A 20,500-nucleotide genomic window follows, 5' to 3' on the forward strand; every position below is an offset into this window, starting at 1 on the left:
CAATCCTTCTGTTTTGCTTCACTTTACACCTTAAACTTAAAGCTGGAGCAATTTTATAAAATATAAGTTGTTGATTGGAATGGGGAGATTATCTTAATACTTTAGGGAAAGGATTAATATATAATCGAACCTAAACTCGGGAAAGCTAGATTTTACTTAGTTTTTCACTTTCTCAAAAAGTAATGTGCCAAGATTCTGCCACAAAACTAGCAGCATGTCATTTAGTTTATAAAACTTTAGCTTTGTGACAAAATCAGAGCAGATATATTTAAGATATTATAATTATTTGTAGACAGCTGATTCTTACCTAATTTTGATGTTTTCTGATTCAGTTTTTAAATCATTTAGCCAGTGTGTTATTGAAGTATCAAGTCCCGATTGAAATTTGCTTTCAAATAAAGCAACTAACCAGCCTTCCATACTTTCATTAACTTCCACAAGTGTTCTTCCATTTTGATTTTTGAATTTCCAGGAATGAATGGCAAAAGATCCAAATGCTGGTCCCGACCAAACTATTTTTTTGTGTGAATTAACGGTGTTTAATGTTGAATGAATAGTTAAACCGTTCGATTGCCAGTCAAAGGACACACCTTCTTTAAACGAACCATTAATTTTACTGCTTGAAATCTCATTCTGCCATGAACTCCACTTATCCACATCGCAAAAAATCCTCCATACTTTTTCAATTGCAGCATTAATTACAATTGTTTTTTTTGTTTTGACAGGGGCGTCATTTCTAATTTCTGCCGAAGCTTTATAATCACTCTTATATTCAAGAATCACTACACAGACTGCTAATACAGCTGCAGCGGACAGAACGGCTTTCAATACTTTTTTCCAGATTTTGTTTTTCATATGCATAATTAAATGTCTCATAGTCTTTTTTTAAATGATTTGATGAGACAAAACTACAATGCAGATAGCCGCTAAAATTGTAAGAAAACGAAATCAGCTTTTTGAGTAGCAGTTATCCCGCTGTAATTTGAGATATTTGGCCGAAACTACATGTTTATAATGCTTAAAAAAGGGCGGACATTTGTCCGCCCTTTTATTAATTGTTGTTTCCGTGAAAAATATTGAAATTCTACTTTTCAAAACTCCATGTGTCATGATTCTGCCACAAAAACTTGGACTTCTGAGATATCTTTAAAAACTGCCTTAACTTTTTGTGGCAAGAAAGGTATCACTTCTAGAAATTGTAATCTATGGATTTGCCTGCAATTTTTATCTGGCTGTTAAGTTTAAAGAGACAACCGAAATATTACCGGTTCCGTCATAACGCTCTCCAAAAATTTCAATATAATCGTCTTTTTTCAACTGAATGGTGCCCATGATTGGCAGGGCAAGAATACCCGAAGCCGAGGTGAAAAATCCAGATGCAGGCCTCCCGTAAACCTTAGTGTCAGTTAGCACTGTACCATTTTTAGCCAGATAAAGGACCAAGGTCATATCTGAAGCAGTTCCTTGGTAGGAAACAGATGCAGCGACTTGGAAGTATCTGGGTTTATTGCCTTTGTAAACGATTCTGTTATTCCCATCCTTTGTAAAACGAAACAGATTATTAGAAGTCGTAGTACCGGCGATTTTTACTTTTGCTCCGTTGGTGGTAAATGTTGTAGTGGCTCCTGTCCCTATGGCGGCGACAAGATTGATATCTCCAGTAGCATCACTGTCACCTTCTCTTGGAATTCCTGGTGAATCTACAGTCCATGCAGTGCTGAAATTATAACCCGGATAAGTTGCCGCTGGTGCATAACCCAGTACATATGTACCAGCTGTACCGGAAAAAACGGTACCCAGTAAAATACCCGTTCCAACTGCGAGAGTTGAACTGCTGACGTCTAGTGCTGTATCTCCTGTAGAAGTGGTGCTGAAACCGCTGTTTTTTTGGATGAGCCCGAAGCTGTCAGTAAAAGTTTCAAAAACACCATTATTGGAACTTAGCCATGCCTGGCTGTTAAGCAGTAAGTTGCCGATATTGTAATATCTAATACCGTTGGCATTATTTATAAACTGTACAATGTTACCAAAAACCAAGCCCAGTCCGCCTATATTTCCGACACTTCCTGTCATTCCGTCTACAATTACATTTTGAATTAAGAATGAGGATGAAGTGGCTATTCCAGGTCCGTTTATTTCGAATGCTTTTATTCCTTTTAAGGTAAGAAAGCGTATGCTGCCGCCAGTAGCCCCTTGAAAAATAACTGGTGCTGTTGAGGAAATAATATCCTCATTGGCATCTTGACCCGTAATGTAAGCGTTATTAATGTCAATTGGAAGATCAAAATTTACTTGCCCGTTTATTTCATATAAAGTATTGGTATTCATTAGGTATTTCGAACCGCCTCCAGCAGCCTTTTCAGAGGCCAAAACTGTTGCCAGAACATCTGTGGATTTTATGCGTTTAAAATTCAATCTGCCGCTTGAAGTACTGTTAAGCGGATTCCATGTGGCAGTGCCGGTTGAATAATAATAAAAAAGTTTTAAAGTTGTGTCGTATACCAATAAACCATCAGTAGGCGCCGCAATTGCATTTCGCTGCGTGGTAGTCATTCTCGGAGCTAGAAGTCCCTGAGTGGTAGATGTAATGTCCAATATCGAACTGGGATCGGGTGAAGTAGTTCCAATCCCTATTTGTGCTGTTGCCACAGATGCAATTAGAATGCAGCAAAGCAGCAACATATTTTTATAAGATTGAAGTGTAGATTTTCTTGCCATAATGTGGTATATTAAGTTAAGTAGGAAAGGTTTATAGTTTGTAGTTAAAAAATTATTTTCTAGAGGTGGAGATAACGATTTTTTGGGTTATTTTTTGACCATCTTTAGTTAAAAACACCACGATGTAAACACCATCACTCAAGCCGCTGGTTGAAAAATGGTAGTCTTGTTGAGTTGTCAAATTTTTTTGAAAGCTCACTGTTTTGCCTGCTATATCATAAAGGGTATAAGACTGCAGTGGTAAATGATTTGGATTTGACGCTCTTAAAATACCTTTTGCATTATCCTGAAAAATAAAAAAGTTTTTCATGTCTTCCGCTGGATCAACGCCTAGAGTCTGAGCAGTAAAAGTGATTTTAAAACGCTCTGTGTAAGTTCCAGCTGTTACCGAGGCGAGATATGGTGCAGTTTTAAGATCATGATAAGAATCATCTGCCGCATCATAAAGGTAAACAGGTTGTGCAGCGTCAAAATTGACAATTTCGGGAATGTAAAATTTAAAGGTAGAATTGACAGCTGCCTTAACAATTAACGAAATTCTTTTTGACGTATCAAAATTGATACCTTGGATTATGTAGCCGGCGTCCTGAAGCCAGAAGGCTACATCATTCGGAAGATTTGCGGTCATATTTATGGCATCGATTCCAATATCGACCTGGTCAGTTGCTTCCTGCGTAAAAGCAAGTGCAAGCTGACGTGTAAATTGATCATTAATTATGGCATTTAGTTTAAAGTGAGAAATTGCAGAAGGAAGTTCTTCCTGAGTTTCTTCCAGTTGCGCAGCGTGTTTTTCAAATTGTGATCCACCAGCGGCTTCTTTCATGAAAATACGATGAGAATTTTTAAAAGTGGCGGTTCCATTTGCAGTACCATTAAGTAAAAATCCTTGTCCGACAGGCGCATACCTTCGAATAATTGGAGTTCCTGTTCCTGACGCGGGTGCACCAGTATTTAAAGACCCATCTTGGTTGTAGGAATTAAAAGCAGGAGGTGTATAGATGCCGTTTGAAGTGAGGTTTACTGGTGCATATGCTCCATAACCGCCGCGATAATCACTTAGATAATGAGAATTTACGGATTTATCCTGTTCCCAGAAATAGGCAATACCTCCAGTAATTGTGGCATTGGTACCATCTAATAAAAAAGCATTTAGATGAAGTGCTGACGGATAAGGATTTCCCGTTAAAGTTGCAGCGCCAGCTCCCAGTGTAACTGTAATATTTCCATTATTTGGTCTTCCTCTAAAATCATAGCGTTGCGCACTTCCTGGATTGTTTGCTGTTCCCATTTGTGCAGGATCTACAGGATCTGTGCCGCTGGTTCCTTTCATAGTAAAACCTTGACCTGGTAGAAGATCGGAGGCACCTCCCACAAATACCCATTGTGAATAATTGTTAGCATTGACCAGTTTGTAGATCCATGACGAAGCAATTGACAAAGGATTAGAAGTACCATTATAATTTCCTGCCGGCAGTATAACGGCAGCGATAGAGAGCGTTGGACCAGTAGGGCGGCTGAGCATAGTTATGCCAAAATTTGAATTGCCAGCGGCTCCCGAGCGATTTCCGACTGGAGAGCACCAGTAGTTGTAGTCAAAATTGTCACCTGTCCCTTCCTGAAAAACAGACAAAGTCCCGAGACCAGAATTGGCGAAGCTCCCACTTGAACCTTGAAGAAGCTGTGCTTGATTCCGCAAGTACAAATTTGAATTCGCCGACAGATTTATATCCTGTCCTACATATAGGATTTCATTTTTCACATACATACCAGTATTGGAACTAAAGTAAATCTGACCAATTGATTTTGCTGTTGTAAAAACTAATAACAGTAATAAAGTTTTTTTCATAATTTTATTAATAATGCAATAACGTGATATGATCTTTGGAACTCCAAAAGTCTGTAGATCTTAGTGATTTTGAATTATAATTTATTTCTGCTGCTTATTACATATGCGCCTAGCACAACACCGGCAAACAACAAAATATTGGCTCCCTGATTGATTGGTAATACAGGTTCTTCATCGGGAAGACCTGGAGGAGGTGGGCCGCCGTTTTGGGAAAAGCCGTTAGAACATAGCGAAAAAAATAGGACGGAGTAAATTTTGTAGTTTCTAAGTTTCATAATTGATTGGGGGGCTAAATCAAAAAAAAACAGGATATAAATTGAAAATGTACATCTCTTTGAGACCATTATTCTTTATATGTCCTGTATTGCGTATAACGCATTATAACCAAACTTACTAAAATAATTCTTACGCGTAGCTGCATTGTTTAATGTTTAACTAAATCTTTTCTTACAATAATAAATTTTAAAAAAAGCTTCTTAAAATTGTTAAAAGGAGTATATTGAAAATAAGTTTATAGCAGACAACAGAATAAAATTGTAGAATATTAAACGGGTAGGTATTTCCCGGCAGAGAGTAGCATGATTTGCAGATCTCAAAGGATATGTGAATTTAACTATTATAAAACAGTGTCAAACTGCAATTTATTACTAGAGATTCTTGCGCCAGAGAAACTCGGAATACTACTCAGCGGGCTTACAGTAGTGGATTAATTGATTTACTTATTGGGGATTGCCTCAACTGAAATGTTGATCCAGATTCAAATAAGAAGTTTTTCTCTCGCCGCATAAATTTTTGTAAAAATAAAAGATAAATCAATTTTTAGCTTCTGTTGAACAGAGGGAATGTGCTTTGTTAAAACAATACTAAATAGTAATCAAAGCAGGATCTTTAGATTTGTATGGAAATCTGTCTTCTACATAGAGTTGAACTTCAAAATTTTACAGAATTGATATTAGTAATGTTTCGAACTTGAGCCTTCAAATTATTTTTAATACAGTATTATAAGTTCCTGTTCTGCACAAAAGGTATCAACTCCAATTTAGGGTTTCCATCCTTATTTTTAGCACTTCAGATAAATACTGCCTAAACTTTTAGTTGCAAAAATGGTATCAACTCCATTTTCTTTTGAGCTATAATTTTGTTGTCTATCAGATCTTTAAATTTAGATTGACCATCTTTAGCTGAATCGAGTAAACATGCTATATTTAAAGCGCTACCTCTAAGCAATGAGATGAAGGTAGTAACAGTGCTGATGGTTACTTGTACTGATGTTGAGTTCTCTTATCACGTCGCAGACTCTTCCGCAGTGGATGCTCATGGAAGCGGCCATGATCTTAAAGTAAAGTAAAGGTTCTTCTCGTATTTTCCATGCTGTTTAAAATTAGCAGGAATAAAATTAGCTTGCCAGTCAGAATTTTTTAGGCTATATATCTTACTGCTTCAGTATAAGACTGCCTTAGCGTTCAGTCGCAAAAAATGTATCAACTCCATCCTAGAAAATAAATAAAAAAGTAGTCACTATTTGCTGCACCTGCTGTGCTTACCGAGATAAGAGCTGTTTTATACGGTCATCGGATTTGTTTTACTATTTGTTGCAGAATACATAATTCGCCTGTACAGAAAAGTTTTAACTGTGGCAGGATTCTTCAATATAAATTATTGTGACATTTTGCTGTCTTTGAGAGAAAGCGTATCAGCTCTCGCTGTTTTTTTAGAATAACTTCTATCCTCCTCATCGCCGCATAGTGCATCGCAGCTGTAATTTAAAACGGAGATTAACATTGCAGTAAGAATTGTTTTTGCATAAATTTTCATGATTAGAACTGCTTTAAATTATGATAACGCAATATTGGAAAAAGAGAAAGTTTTTTTTTATATAATTTTATTAAACTTTTATAAAATTCATATGTTTTACAATGATGTATTAAGATTAAGTTTAGTCCCGGTCATAAAAGAAGTTGGGATTGATACTTATAGACATTAAGTGCGCGGAAATTCCAGATAAGAACATCAAAAATAAATTTAAACTGGGTGGTATCTTTCCTATTGTATTTATTCATTATTATTTAAAGTTTTAATCATAGGAGAAAGCAGCAAATAGAAACTGTTGAAGTATGAAGTAGATTGCCATACAGCCTTATCTAGGATTTGGAATTGGATTCAGTACTTTGGAAACATTTTCACCTGAAATAACGCAAAAAAAGAATGACGTTAAAAGCAAAGAAATAAGGTTCAAAACATTCGAAATAAATCTTTCAGACCTAGTAGGGAATGTTTTATAATTATTAAAAAACATTTGCTACGTTTTCTCTAAAAAGTCAAAGGACTAATTTGGATATACCAATAAATCCCAGCCAGTTCCCAGTCTTTGATCATTTCTGTCATTTTGCATGGGGTACAACAGGAGGAGCAAGAACCTTGTTAACCCTGAACGCTAAGATCTGTCCAATATTTTTGGTCAATTGGTCCATTTCTTTTTCAATGCTGTAAAGTAGAATGGATTAATATCTTTACTAGATATGAAGTCATATGCTTCGGTCACTAGATACACTCAATAAAGGCAGATAAACAAAAATACATGAACAGATTTGTAGAGTCTAAAAATTTCGAACCTAAACTCCGCCAGACCTTCGTTCTTCTGATTTTTGGATTTCAAAAATACAATATGCAACGATTCTGCCACACAACTTAGATTGTGTAAAAAAATCGACAAAATTTGGCTTAGCTCTTCGTGGCAGAAATGGTATCAGGTCCAAAATATCGTGTAGTGAGATTTTGGCAGTCAATTTTTTTTATTTCCAGTTTTTTTTATTCCATTTAAATTTCAGTGTTTTGCTGCTGCTGAAGATTTTTTAAGACTTCTTCCATACTGCAGCATAGTATATCCATGCTGTCTGCAGTTTCGGTCGTGAATTTTTTTTGATGCGCTTCACGCTCGATATTCGACAAGTGCCTGCTTAGGCCGTCAAGAACAAAAAGATGCATCCAGATCTGCAGCTGTTCTGACCTCTGAAGAACCGTTTGGAAATCCCCGCGTTTAACGGCGTTTTTGAATTCTTCCAGCTCGTGGGGTGCTTTTTCTAGAAACTGGCTGATCACTTCTTTTTTCCATCCCGGCTTTAACTGGTCTGTCTCTTCTATGCGGGAAAGATCTGCTTTTTGGTGTTTCGCTGACCGAGGGCCTTTTTTTAGGACGCTCTTGATAGCTTCAAGCAGTTCATACTGCTTAAAGGGTTTGGGAACATAGCCGTCCATGCCGGCATCATAGCAGCGGTCCTGTTCCCCGACCAGGGAATGTGCCGTCATGGCTATAATTGGAATGGAACTTTGCAGCTCCTGTCGGATGTATGTAGTGGTCTGGTAGCCGTCGCGCAGGGGCATCTGAAGATCCATCAATATTAGATCATAATGATGCTGCGAGAGCAGTTCAATGCCCCGGTCGCCATTTTCTGCGATGTCAATTTCAAATCCAAATCCCTCAATAACGTTTTGTGCCAGCTTCTGGTTTAAATGATTGTCTTCGCATACCAGTATGCTGAGCCTGCCAATATCGTTCACCAGCTGCTGTTCCCTGTTTTGTCTCGGCTGAAATGTTTTCTGGAAGGTGATGGTAAAGAAGAATTCCGATCCCCTGCCTTCGGTGCTTTTTACCCGTATATCTGAGCTATGAAGTCTGACAAGCTGCTTCACAATGCTGAGCCCAAGCCCTGTACCACCAAATTTTCGCGTGGTATCTTGTTCTGCCTGGGTAAAGCGTTCAAAAATGGTGTCAAGATTATCTGCTGAAATGCCGATACCGGTATCTTTAACCGAGAATCGGATATCATAAGAATCATTGGTCTCTTCAATTTTTTTTACTGCAATTGTCACTTCACCTTCACTGGTAAATTTAAGCGCATTGCCGGCCAGGTTCATCAGGATCTGATTGAGCCTTACCTGGTCACCGGATACCATCGCAGGCAGTTCAGCATCCAGATAAAGATTGAATTCCACAGCCTGCTGGACTTTTACTTTTAGAAGATCATAGACATGACGAAGCGCTTTTTTTAAGTCGAAAGGGTGCAGTTCTAGTTCAAGGCCTCCGGATTCTATCTTGGAGAGATCCAATATGTCGTTTACAATGAGAAGAAGATTGTCCCCGGCAGTCTGTACATCCTTAACAAAGCCGCGCTGCCGCTTGTCGAGCCTAGTTCCTGCCAGCAGCTCAGTAAAACCTATTATGGCATTTAGAGGGGTTCTTATCTCATGGCTCATATTGGCTAAAAAGCTGTCTTTGGCCGCTACGGCGCGTTCGGCAATTTTTTTCTGGCTGGCCAGTTCGCTGTTTTTTGTACTAAGCTCAAGAGTATTGATCACATGGCGGGCAACAATCAAAAGGGCGAGACGCTGGCTGTCGTTGAGATTCCGCGGTATATGGTCCGCAGCGCAAAGGACTCCAATGTTATAGCCGTCAGGGGTACGCAGCGGGACTCCCGCATAGAACCTGATTTTAAGTCCGCCCGTGACATCAGGATCATTTCTGAAGCGCTCATTGAGCAGTGTGTCGGGAATCTCAACCAGTTTGGAATCCATAATTGTATAGCGGGAGAACGTGATAGCTCTAGGTATATCTGGGTTCAGCCCTATTTCGGATCTGAAAAGCTGCCTTGTCTCATCGACAAACGAAATATAGGCAATAGGTACTTCGCAAATATAGGATACAAGAGCTGTCGCATCGTCGAACGAATGGTCCGGCAGTGTTTCTAAGATATTATAGCGTTTTAAGGCATTAAGACGCTGGAGTTCATCCATAAATTGTTCACTAGCTTCCATTGCAGAAAATTTAAATATTAATTTAGATAAAATAGGAAGTATTCTTTTTATATTATAATAATGTTTGATTACATAATTTTAAGAATTAAAGACGGTGCTCTCGTGTTATAGGATTAAATTAAGATTGGTTTATAAAGAGGAGCAATGCTTTATCATCCATCATTAGAAAATATAAATTTTTGCACATTCAAAAAAATATAATTACACTTCATGAATATTTGAGAATGTGGTAGCGGTATGTCGTAATATTTAAGTAAGTAATCTAAAATGTAAAAACAGTCCAATGTTAATCCTATAATTTTTACGGCTTATCATATAAAATATTAAAAGATGATGTTAATATATTTGAGATCACTTTAATAATGGCAATGTGTTCATTTAAAAGCAATTGAGTTAATTATTTACACGATAAATTCATTATCTATGAAAACTAAATCCACACTTTTACCGCTTTTGTGTTTTCTTGGCATGCTGTCGTATGGACAAAAAGGAATTCCGCCGAAGGAAGACACCAAAAAAGTAACCATAACTAACTATCCCACCCATTTGGAATATAACTCATCGCTGGCATCCAGTCTTAAAACAGCTAAGGACTGGCAGGTAACTCCTGCTGCAGCAGGACTCGGAAAGCCGCGTATGCTTTACATCGGCAAAAGAGGCCAGCTTTATGTGACCAGACGGGATGCAGGTGATGTGCTGATGCTCACCGATATCAATAAGGATGGAAAATTTGATGAGATGACCCGTGTGGCGGATTTTCCCGGAGTGCACGGCATCACTTCCAAAGATAATTACATGTACTTATGCAACAATAACAAAGTACTGCGATATGCGATGAATGAAGACGGGACTTTGGGGAAAGTCGCCGACACGCTTATAAAAGACCTGCCAAGTGGCGGGCAGCACTCTAACCGGACTATGGATTTTGGCCCTGACGGGAAATTATATATTTCAGTGGGCAGTGTTTGAAATGACTGCAAGGAAAGTGACAAAGAAACCGCCACAATGCTGCAGGTAGATCCTATTACATGGAAAAGAACTCTATATGCCTCAGGTCTTCGCAATACTATTGGTTTTGACTGGCAGCCGCAGACTAAGGAAATGTGGGGCGTGGATAATGGCGGTGATGCAAAAGGAGATGAATGGCCGCCCGAAGAATTAAACCATATTGTTATGGGAGGCAATTATGGTTTTCCGTTTGCTTATGCCAAGCGTGAAGTTGACCAGAGCAGGGAAGATCCGGTAGGTAATACGAAAGAAGGCTGGGCTTCAAAAACACAGCCTTCAGTATTGGAATTCCCGGCCCACAGCGCACCTATAGCGTTTGCCTTTTTTGATAGTGGAAAAAATAAGGGAGATGCGCTTGTCTGCTGGCATGGCTCATGGAACAGGCAGAACCCAAGCGGTTATAAAGTGGAGCGTATCAAATTCGACAGCAAAGGAAATCCTGCTGGTTCTGAAGATTTTCTAACGGGGTTCCTGATTGGAAACCAACGTTTTGGAAGACCCGCAGGACTGGCGATTGGTACCGATGTAGTATATATATCTGACGATGCAAATGGAATTATTTATGCCCTTAAACAAAAATAAAATGAAAAAGTATATTATATTCCTGTTGTTAGCCCAACTGACCTGGGGACAGGAACCAACCAAACGTATTGAATTTGAAGCGCCGGAATCCTATCCTGAAGGAGTCGCTTTTGATAAGGCCGCCAATATATTTTATGTTTCCTCGGCAAGATTGGGAACCGTGGGAAAAGTTACCAGAGAAGGAAAATATTCTGAATTATATGCTGATAAAACATTAAAATCTACCTATGGTCTTAAAGTGCATCCAGATGGAATAAGGCTTTTTGTATGCGCCGGTGATGCCAATTACAGCAAATTCAGTACCCCTGATACCAAAAAGAAAATGGCAAGACTCATTATAATTGACCTGAAAAGTGGTAAAAAAATAAATGATATTGATTTATCGCAATTAGTTCCCGGTGAGCATTTTCCTAATGACCTTACTTTTGATAATGAGGGCAATGCTTATATTACCGATAGTTTTGCAGATGCAGTTTATAAGGTGGATGTAAAAGGAAACGCTGCCGTTTTCAGCAAAAGCGAACTGCTGCAGACAGCAGGAGTGGGGCCCAATGGTATTGTCTTCCACCCTGATGGGTTTCTCCTTGTCGTCAATAATGGAACAGGAGCACTGATAAAATTACCTATTGCCAGTCCAAATAACGCAATAAAGGTCAAGATTGACCAGTTTTTTCCGGGAGCAGACGGAATGCTTCTAAATGACAGAAGTACCCTGACGCTTGTTCAAAATGGAGGTGTAAACAAAGTTTTTAAGATCAAAACTTCTGATAACTGGACTTCGGCCCAAGTGACGGAATCCACTTCCGTGGAAGATCGATTTGCATTTCCCTCCACTGCTGCGATGGCTGGTCCGGATACCTGGATCATGAATGCCAATTTCAGCGAACTTGCAGAGGGAAATAATGTACCGTCGAAAAAATTCTCACTTCAGCAGGCCGTGTTTAATCCGGTGAAAAAATAAATCAGTCCACTAAAATTACATTTATGACACAATCCACGCCTTATATACGTTACAGTGACTCGATAGAAATACAACAGCCGGACGAACAGCAAATCTGCCGGAAAATTGTAGACTCTATGGCAAGAGTAAACCGATTGATGTATGAGAAATACCGTCATGCTATCAGGGATGCACATGCAAAAAGCCATGCCGTCTTAAAAGGACAATTGCAGGTTTACGAGAATCTGCCTGAGCATCTGGCGCAGGGATTATTTGCGGCGCCTAAAACCTATCCGGTTATTGTCCGTTTTTCTACGGCACAAGGCGCAATAATGTCCGATAAGATGTCTGCATTTCGGGGTATGGCTATAAAGATTATAGGGGTGGAAGGCGAGAAACTATTGTCGGAACTTTCAGATGCCGTGACGCAAGATTTTTTGCTGGTCAATTATCCTGTTATTCCAACCGGAACCATAAATGAATATCTAAAGCTTCAGGAGAATCTGGAAAAGCAGGCAGACAGCGGGGAGTTATTCCAGCAAATTGCACAAAAAGCCGCGGCAGGAGTCCATAATGTACTGGCGGCAGCAGGTCTTGCAGATGATACCAACGAGTTAAGTGCTCCCGGACCGCATCTTCTGGGTGATACTTATTTCAGTATGGCGGCGCTGAGGTATGGGGATTATATTGCCAAAATAAATGTAAAACCGTTATCAGAAAATGTCAGGAAATTATCGGGAAAGAAAATTGATAAGGAAATAATTGAAGCTGATGAAAATGCCTTTTTAACTAAAATCACAGCTGATTTTTTCCAGTCAAATATTGCAGAATATGAAATGAGCGCGCAGCTTTGTACAGATCTCAGCATTATGCCTGTTGAAGACGGATCGGTGCAGTGGCCGGAAGATAAAAGCCCGTACCAGCCTGTCGCAAAACTTACTTTTCTGCCTCAGGAAACTTTTAGCCCTGAGCGCCGGGTCTATGCAGACGATGTGCTGAGTTTTAACCCATTTCACTGTCTGGTGGAACATCGCCCTTTGGGAAATATAATGCGAATAAGAAAACTGGCCTATGAAACTTCAACCCGGTATAGGCATCATATGAATGCTCAGCCTTTAACGGAACCAAAAAATATAGAAGAGCTGCCGGATTAATTAGTATGAAATAAAATGTAGATTATGAAAAAATACAAAGTTGGAATTATTGGATACGGAGGATTTGGAAAATTTCTGCACCACTGGTGGTCAAAACTTGAAAATGTGCAGGTCACAGCAGTTGCAGACCACGGTTCCCATATAAAGGAAGCAGAGAACTGCAGGGTGTATTACGATTGGAAGGAGCTTTTGAATGACCCGGAAATTGACATTGTAAGTATTGTAACACCTCCCCATCTTCATAGTGAAATGGCTTGTGCGGCAATGGAAGCTGGAAAGCATGTACTGCTTGAAAAGCCGCTGTCAGTAACAGAACAGCAGGCGGAAGACATTTTCAGAGTCCAGAGAAAGACAGAGAGAGTGATTACAGTTAATCATATGATCCGCTACAATCCCATAATAAATGCAGTTGTGGATTTGACACAAAATGGGTCGCTGGGCAGGCTCCGTCATGCTGTGGTCAACAACTATGCACAAGATGAATCTTTGCCTGAAACACACTGGTTCTGGGATGAAAGTATGTCTGGGGGAATTATGGTAGAGCATGGTGTACATTTTTTTGATATCATTAATGCAATCGGTGGACAAAAATATACTGAAGTATATGGTGTTTCCCATAAAAGAAATGATTTGCAGCGTGACCGCGTTTCGGCAATGGTTCTATACAGCGAGGGACTGATAGCAAGTTATTATCATGCGTTCTCCGGGCCTGGCTTTTTTGAGCAGACGACAATCAAACTGGTTTTTGATCTTGCCAGGGTCACAATAGAGGGATGGATGCCGATGAAAGGACACATTAAAGCGCTTGTAAATACGAAGACCAGGGAAAAGCTTGCCAGTTTACCCAAATGGTTTGAAACCAAGTCTGAAAATTTTGAAAAAATCAATGATGTATCAAGACCCGAAGGCTGGGGCGCATCAGAATCTGCTGGAATGACCGGCAGAGAATCCACTCTGGTATCAGGTATTTTGTACGAGGTTGACCAAATTGTAACGGGAACATTTGAAGTCCCACTTACTAAAGGGGAGGTGTACGGCAGCTGCGTACAGCAGATTCTCGGTGATATGATTTTAAAAATTGAAGATCAGGATCATATACTTAAGATAACACTGGAAGATGCGTTTGAAGCACTTAAAACTGCAATGCTTGCATCTAAATGACATTGTGAAGAAAGGAACCTGTAATTATGTAACCTCGTGGCTTAAAAATGTAAATTTACTAAGAGTCCGCGTTATAATTTTACTATATAAATTATTTGCAGTTATGAAATTTTTAGATACAAAAATCCACGGTTATCTGGACTATTCAATAGGTCTGTCGCTGCTTTTTGTTCCATCCTTATTTGGTCTGGAAGCCAATACAGTGCAAAATCTCATTTTTTATATATCGGGAATCTTTACCATCTTTTTAAGCCTGCATACTGATTATGAAGCTGGTATATATAGGCTGCTTCCAGTGGAAACCCATATTTATATTGAGATTCTATCAGGTTTATTTCTTGCACTTTCACCTTGGATACTGGGCTTTGCAGCAAATGTATTTCTGCCGCATTTACTATTTGGCGGCCTTATTTTGTTTTTAGCTTTGGCTACTAAAGCGCAAAACAGTTTTTTTCATAGATTATTCAGGGATTAATGTACTGGAATAATAAAATAGCAGAGCCAAAGCGCTGCCTTTTTTTTTTAGCTCGCAATTATAAGCGAAGTAATTTCGATAAGAATATTTAATATTAAAGCGTAATGACAAATGCTTTTATTTAACGACTATATTTATTGTATGATTTCTGCTCTTGTAAAATAAATATGAATATAAATTTTCTAATTATGGAAAATAATTCTTCGATTTCCGTTTCACTCACAATCAATAATAAAGATTATAGACTGGAGCTGCGGCCCTGGGTTTCGCTGCTGGACGCGCTTCGGGAGCGGGTTGGTTTGACGGGCACAAAAAAAGGATGTGACCACGGGCAGTGCGGCGCATGTACAGTTTTGTGTGACGGCCGCAGAATATTAAGCTGCCTGACGCTGGCTGTAACCAAAAACGGCAGTTCTATTATAACAATTGAAGGCGTAGCAGAGGGATTTGAACTTCACCCGCTCCAAAAAGCCTTTATTGAGCACGATGCATTTCAATGCGGGTATTGTACTCCGGGACAGATATGCAGTGCAATCGGGATGCTTCAGGAAGGAAAGGCGCGGACAAGGGGGGAAGTAAAAGAGCTTATGAGCGGCAACCTTTGCCGCTGCGGCGCTAATGATGGAATTATAGATGCTATTATGCAGGTCAAAGAAGGGAGCGGTTATGAATAGTTTTACCTATACAAAAGAATTTACTGTCGATGCGGCCCTTAAAGCTGCAGATGATGAAAAAGCAATGTTTTTAGCCGGCGGGACAAATATCATTGACCTTTGGAAATACAATCTGACCCATCCTGAAAAACTCATTGATATAAATGATATAGCAGCACTTAACACTATTGAGGTGCTTGAGAATAACGGTGTCCGATTAGGCGCTTTGGTGAAAAATGCGGCTACAGCCTATGATCCGCTGATAGAAAAATGGTATCCTTTATTGTCCAAGGCGATTCTTGCAGGTGCTTCGGCCCAGATACGGAATATGGCAACTGACGGCGGCAACCTTTTGCAGCGCACCCGCTGCTATTATTTTTACGACCCGGATGTCCCCTGCAACAAACGTATACCGGGATCTGGCTGTCCTGCTATTGAAGGCTGTAACCGTATTCACGCAGTTTTAGGAGCAAGTGAGCAATGTATTGCGGTTTTTCCCTCTGATATGTGCGTGGCCCTGGCAGCACTTGAAGCAGTGGTAAATGTGACGGGGCCTGATGGAAAGCGAAGTATTGCGTTCGCTGATTTCCACAGACTTCCCGGCGATACGCCGCACCTTGATAATAACCTGCAGCAGGGTGAAATCATAACCTCTATAGACCTTCCGCCAAATCACTATTCCAAACACTATGCATATTTAAAACTGCGGGATCGTCATTCCTATGCTTTTGCACTGGTCTCTGTTGCAGCAGCTTTTGAAATGCACGGCAATACCATCTCTAAAGCCAGGATCGCTTTAGGCGGTGTTGCCCATAAACCATGGCGGGTAGCTGAAGCTGAAGACCTGCTGAAAGGAAAAAAGGCAGCGTCAGAAAATTTTGCTTTAGCGGCTGATCGTATCCTGGCGGGAGCAGCTGGGAGGGGAGATAACGATTTTAAAATACCTCTTGCCAAAAGGGCGATCATCAGGGCATGTGAAATGGCCTTAAATCCTGAAACACAGATTCCGGGCGCCGGTCCATCAATTTAATTAAAAAATAAAAAGAATGGAAAATATACCTTTAGTCGGACAGCCGGTCAGCAGGCTGGAAGGTTTTGAAAAAGTAACCGGAAGTGCCCTGTATGCGGCAGAGCACAATGTTTCGGGCCTGCTTTACGGTTATGTAGTGAACAGCACTATCACGAAAGGAAAAATCTTAAGCATTGATGTCTCAGCAGTATTGGCACTAGAAGGTGTGGTTAAGATATTTACGCACGAAAACCGTCCGAGCCTCGCCTGGTTTGATCTGCAGTATGCAGATATGGATGCGCCTCCGGGAACAGTTTTTAAACCTCTGAGCGATAATATCATTAGATATAACGGCCAGCCGATTGCTTTGATTGTGGCAGAAGATTTTGAAACAGCACGCTGCGCCTCGACCTTAATTAAGTTTGTTTATGAAGAAGAACCCTTTGATACGGTATTATCTCAAAATCTTGATAAGGCAAGAGAACCTAAAAAAGGAATGTCGACACCCCTGAAACCGCCCCCGCCAAAGCCAACGGGAAACTTTGACAAAGCCTACGCAGATGCTGAATTTAAAGTTCAAGGGGAATACCGTCATGGAACCGAACATCATAATCCGCTCGAACTTTTTGCAACAACTGCGATTTATGAAGGCGAGGGAAAACTGACCATTTATGACAAAACGCAGGGGACAATAAACAATCAGCTTTATGTTGCGAATGTTTTTGGCTTGAAATATAAAAATGTCCGGGTCCTGGCGCCGTATGTCGGCGGTGCTTTTGGATCCGGTCTTCGTCCGCAGTATCAATTGTTTTTATGTGTTCTGGCCTCGCTCGAACTGAAAAGAAATGTGCGGGTCACACTCGAAAGAAAGCAGATGTTCTCTTTTGGGCACAGACCTCAGACAGTTCAGTCATTACATTTCGGAGCCGATGGCACCGGAAAGCTGACAGCCATGAATCACAGTGCGGTTGGCGAAACCTCCAGCTATGAAGACTATAATGAAATTCTGGTTCCCTGGGGCCATAAATTATATCCAGCCTCTAATACTTTATTTGAGTATAAACTTGTTCCCCTTGATCTTGCCACACCAATTGACATGAGGGCGCCGGGAGGAGTCACAGGCATGCATGCCATTGAATGCATTATGGACGAGCTGGCTTATAAACTGGAAATGGATCCGCTGGATTTCCGTCTTAAAAATTATTCAGAGGTTGACCCTTCCACACAACAGCCTTTTACCAGCAAAGAATTAAAACAATGTTACGAGAAAGGTGCCGAAGAATTTGGCTGGCATCTGCGAAACCCAAAACCCGCAGGTACAAAAAAGGGAAATCGATTAGTGGGCTGGGGTATGGCAACCGGTATCTGGGACGCCTATCAATTCCCCGCAAGGGCAGCAGCCGAATTAACTAAAGAAGGCCGGCTTGAAGTGTATAATGCCACAACCGATATTGGAACAGGAACGCTCACAGTGATGACTCAGATAGCTGCCGATGAGTTCGGGATTTCTGCCGATGAGGTATCATTTTTTTATGGCGACAGTAAGATGCCTTTTTCTATGTTTCAGGGAGGCTCTGCAATTACCGCTTCTACCGGTACGGCAGTTATAGCTGCGATCAGGGAATTAAAGAAGAAAATTATCAAGAAAATAAAAGCGTTACCTGATTCTGCTTTCACAAAAATTCCAGAGCATCAGATTGTTTTTAGAAACGGCGGTTTAAGCGTAACAAACCAGCCGGATATTTTCATAGGATTCCAGGAACTTATCCATGCTAATGAAGGCAGAGGATTTAAGGCAGTAAAACTGGCAGGACCGGATTTATTGAAACTCAGAAAATTCAGCAAGGCGGCCCATAGCGCTTCATTTGTCGAAGTAGAAGTTGATAAAGATTTAGGAACAATAACTGTTACCAGAGTCGTTACGGCCGTAGCCGCAGGAAAAATAATCAATCCGAAAACGGCGAGAAGTCAAGTGTTAGGATCAATTATATGGGGTATAAGCAAGGCACTGCATGAGGAAACACTGCTTGATGCAGAACTTGGGAAATATATGAACACCAATCTTGGCGAATATCATATTCCCGTGCATGCAGATATTCCAGAAATGAAAGTAATTTTTGCAGATGAAAAAGATACGTTAATTAACGGACTGGGAGTTAAAGGTCTGGGTGAAATAGCAATGACTGCAATTCCTGCTGCAATAGCAAATGCAGTGTTCCATGCAACAGGAAAACGTGTAAATAATCTTCCGATTCATTTTGATAATCTATTGGAACCTGTAGTAAAATAACTTCTGGGTAATATATTTTATACTTCCGCATCGGGGTAAACCCAAATTACTTAAAGACAGCCGCAGAATATAACAATATAAAGAATTGCACGTTATATTCTCTGGAGCAGTGAAAAAAACTAATCAAATTACACATGGCATTATCAGGTATCCTATTGGCTGCAAGGTAAAGCACTTATTTTTGAAATAAAGCGCCTTAGCGGGCGCTTTCTGCATTTTTCCAGGGCCGGGGTGAATGTTTTCTGCATTTTAAAATAAAGTTGAGCGCTGCAATATTTACTGCTGAATTTTTTTTTTAGCGCCGATCCCGCTCAGCCTCAATTAAAATAACCTCTGCATGCCTTGATTTCATTTTAAATTTTAACAGCCCGCTATGCCCACACCTGTAAATTATATTATAAATTTGGACCTCAAACTGTTTAATTAATTCACAGATTCTGCCATGGAAAAAGCGATACAGCTAAAGGTGAGAAAAGATCTGGATCCGCGCCAGCAGCTCACTGTAATTAAACTAAAAGGAAGCCTGATCTCCAGAGGCTATACCGAGATTATCCATATCTCGGACCAGGACCAGGAGTTCCATATCAATTCCTTTGCCACCAGCTCCGAGAAGAGCAGTGAGGTGCAGCAGTATATCGCCGCGTTTATAAATGCGGAGCATATTGAAGATGCGGTCTCCCTTAAAGGGGACTAGGCCGGGCTTTGGGTTTTGATTATGTATTTTTGTTTTTGGGAGCTTTTCATCTGGCTTTGCGGTATTGCTTTACGATGCATTTTTAGGAGCTTTTTCATCTGTGCTTTACCTATATTGTTTTACGTTGTGTTTTTAGGAGCTTTTCCCGCTATCCGCTCCAATCTATGCGCCGGAACACCCGGCGCATAGGATTTCCGCCGCTATCGGGGCTAAGACTGCACTTGAAGCCTTTTTGATAAAAGGCGCAGATAGGAGGCGGGCCCTGGATAATAAATCGTATTTTCAAGGTATATAAGTAGAAAATTCTATGAAAATAATCGTCCGGCTGCAGAGACTTTCAGTTTTTAAGTGTGGGTGCTGTAAGGAACTGTACATTTGCCGCTGCTGATGGCCGCATCAGATTAAGAGAAAGCGCATGCGAATGCCGGTCTGATTGAGCAGAGGCGTTTTACATATTTATGCAGCTTGCAATAGTAAAAAACTCCAAATAGAACCGTCACCTAATTTTTGACTGCAGGAAGCTTTCCAGGATTCTCTGAGCAGGGCCTTCCAGGTCACCGGCAATCAGATCTTCGGAGTTCAGCAGATACCTGTCCATAAAATCAAAAGCCGCCTTTTCCGTATCGTTGAAGCGCTGCGCGCTGTCGGGCGCCTTTGAGCTGTTATAGGCGAATTCCAGAAATGCGCCTAGTTCGTCTTCGAATTTTTGAATTGAATCTAACATAATAGTAAAGTTTAACGGCCCCCGCAGGGGCTCTGGGTTAAAGCGGTTTTAATTTAAGTGTATTTGTGCCTTGCCTTGCGGCATTTCTCAGTAATAAGGCGTTTATTCCAGTCCGCCAAGTATAAACCCTTCCAGCTCCTTATCCACTTCAGCGCTGCGCTCCGGGCTGGAGAGTATCTTGCTGTAGAGGGTGATGCGGTTTTCAGAAAGAAACCCGTCCAGTGCCTGCAGGCACAGCTGTAAATCCCCCTGCGAGGTCTGCCAGGGCGGGGCTTTGCTGTCAGCAAGATCTGTAAAGATCATGCCGTAGAGTGCCGATGAGCCTTTTGCAGATTTATCGGGAATGGTGATGATGATTTCAAAATCATTGTCCAGGCCATCAAAAGAGCCGGTAAGGAAATAGCTTGTGGTCATAACTGCTGTTTTGGTTTATA

The 20,500-nt window shown here is 40.6% G+C and carries 17 protein-coding genes; 10 read left to right on the forward strand and 7 right to left on the reverse strand.

Annotated features, from left to right (window positions below; translation table 11 throughout):
• Nucleotides 1-303: 303 nt before the first annotated feature.
• From QE431_RS09630 to QE431_RS09650, 5 genes are all read right to left on the reverse strand, one after another.
• A complete protein-coding gene (locus QE431_RS09630; protein WP_307295272.1) occupies nucleotides 304-876 on the reverse strand; it encodes an SRPBCC family protein in 573 nt (190 codons plus the stop codon).
• 348 nt (nucleotides 877-1,224) lie between these two features.
• Nucleotides 1,225-2,718: a hypothetical protein gene (locus QE431_RS09635; protein ID WP_134142143.1), complete on the reverse strand. Its 1,494-nt coding sequence runs from the start codon at nucleotides 2,716-2,718 to the stop codon at nucleotides 1,225-1,227.
• Nucleotides 2,719-2,770: 52 nt separating this feature from the next.
• Entirely contained in the window at nucleotides 2,771-4,564 is a 1,794-nt protein-coding gene (locus QE431_RS09640; protein ID WP_307295275.1) for a T9SS type A sorting domain-containing protein, read from the reverse strand.
• A gap of 1,656 nt (nucleotides 4,565-6,220) precedes the next feature.
• On the reverse strand, nucleotides 6,221-6,379 hold the full coding sequence (locus QE431_RS09645; RefSeq protein ID WP_307295277.1) for a hypothetical protein: 159 nt from the start codon (nucleotides 6,377-6,379) through the stop codon (nucleotides 6,221-6,223).
• A 1,002-nt stretch (nucleotides 6,380-7,381) separates the two neighbouring features.
• Nucleotides 7,382-9,376 (reverse strand): GAF domain-containing hybrid sensor histidine kinase/response regulator, encoded by a 1,995-nt coding sequence (locus tag QE431_RS09650; protein WP_307295279.1) that lies wholly within the window; start codon nucleotides 9,374-9,376, stop codon nucleotides 7,382-7,384.
• A gap of 423 nt (nucleotides 9,377-9,799) precedes the next feature.
• Between QE431_RS09650 and QE431_RS09655 the strand changes: the two genes are divergently transcribed.
• From QE431_RS09655 to QE431_RS09700, 10 genes are all read left to right on the forward strand, one after another.
• Nucleotides 9,800-10,345: a sorbosone dehydrogenase family protein gene (locus QE431_RS09655; RefSeq protein ID WP_307295281.1), complete on the forward strand. Its 546-nt coding sequence runs from the start codon at nucleotides 9,800-9,802 to the stop codon at nucleotides 10,343-10,345.
• Between the two features lie 36 nt (nucleotides 10,346-10,381).
• Nucleotides 10,382-10,966, forward strand: coding sequence for a sorbosone dehydrogenase family protein (locus QE431_RS09660; protein WP_307295283.1), 585 nt, complete (start codon nucleotides 10,382-10,384; stop codon nucleotides 10,964-10,966).
• Nucleotide 10,967: 1 nt separating this feature from the next.
• Nucleotides 10,968-11,927, forward strand: coding sequence for a gluconolaconase (locus QE431_RS09665; protein WP_307295284.1), 960 nt, complete (start codon nucleotides 10,968-10,970; stop codon nucleotides 11,925-11,927).
• 23 nt (nucleotides 11,928-11,950) lie between these two features.
• Entirely contained in the window at nucleotides 11,951-13,060 is a 1,110-nt protein-coding gene (locus QE431_RS09670; protein WP_307295286.1) for a catalase family protein, read from the forward strand.
• A 24-nt stretch (nucleotides 13,061-13,084) separates the two neighbouring features.
• Nucleotides 13,085-14,221, forward strand: coding sequence for a Gfo/Idh/MocA family protein (locus tag QE431_RS09675; protein ID WP_307295288.1), 1,137 nt, complete (start codon nucleotides 13,085-13,087; stop codon nucleotides 14,219-14,221).
• A gap of 103 nt (nucleotides 14,222-14,324) precedes the next feature.
• Nucleotides 14,325-14,696 carry an SPW repeat protein gene (locus QE431_RS09680; protein ID WP_307295290.1) on the forward strand — a complete coding sequence of 124 codons (372 nt, stop codon included), beginning with the start codon at nucleotides 14,325-14,327 and terminating at the stop codon, nucleotides 14,694-14,696.
• Nucleotides 14,697-14,884: 188 nt separating this feature from the next.
• Nucleotides 14,885-15,370 carry a (2Fe-2S)-binding protein gene (locus QE431_RS09685; RefSeq protein ID WP_307295291.1) on the forward strand — a complete coding sequence of 162 codons (486 nt, stop codon included), beginning with the start codon at nucleotides 14,885-14,887 and terminating at the stop codon, nucleotides 15,368-15,370.
• Nucleotides 15,363-16,379 (forward strand): xanthine dehydrogenase family protein subunit M, encoded by a 1,017-nt coding sequence (locus QE431_RS09690; protein WP_307295292.1) that lies wholly within the window; start codon nucleotides 15,363-15,365, stop codon nucleotides 16,377-16,379. Before QE431_RS09685 ends, QE431_RS09690 begins: the two co-directional genes overlap by 8 nt.
• Before the next feature lie 16 nt (nucleotides 16,380-16,395).
• Nucleotides 16,396-18,648, forward strand: a complete 2,253-nt coding sequence (locus QE431_RS09695) for a xanthine dehydrogenase family protein molybdopterin-binding subunit (RefSeq protein WP_307295294.1) — start codon at nucleotides 16,396-16,398, stop codon at nucleotides 18,646-18,648.
• Nucleotides 18,649-19,090: 442 nt separating this feature from the next.
• On the forward strand, nucleotides 19,091-19,342 hold the full coding sequence (locus QE431_RS09700) for a hypothetical protein (RefSeq protein WP_307295295.1): 252 nt from the start codon (nucleotides 19,091-19,093) through the stop codon (nucleotides 19,340-19,342).
• Between the two features lie 496 nt (nucleotides 19,343-19,838).
• Here QE431_RS09700 and QE431_RS09705 read toward each other — a convergent pair whose 3' ends face one another.
• On the reverse strand, nucleotides 19,839-20,066 hold the full coding sequence (locus tag QE431_RS09705) for a hypothetical protein (RefSeq protein WP_307295296.1): 228 nt from the start codon (nucleotides 20,064-20,066) through the stop codon (nucleotides 19,839-19,841).
• Nucleotides 20,067-20,168: 102 nt separating this feature from the next.
• Entirely contained in the window at nucleotides 20,169-20,480 is a 312-nt protein-coding gene (locus QE431_RS09710) for a hypothetical protein (RefSeq protein WP_307295297.1), read from the reverse strand.
• Nucleotides 20,481-20,500: the final 20 nt, after the last annotated feature.

Origin of the sequence: Flavobacterium sp. SORGH_AS_0622 (assembly GCF_030818825.1) — a bacterium.
GTDB lineage: Bacteria > Bacteroidota > Bacteroidia > Flavobacteriales > Flavobacteriaceae > Flavobacterium.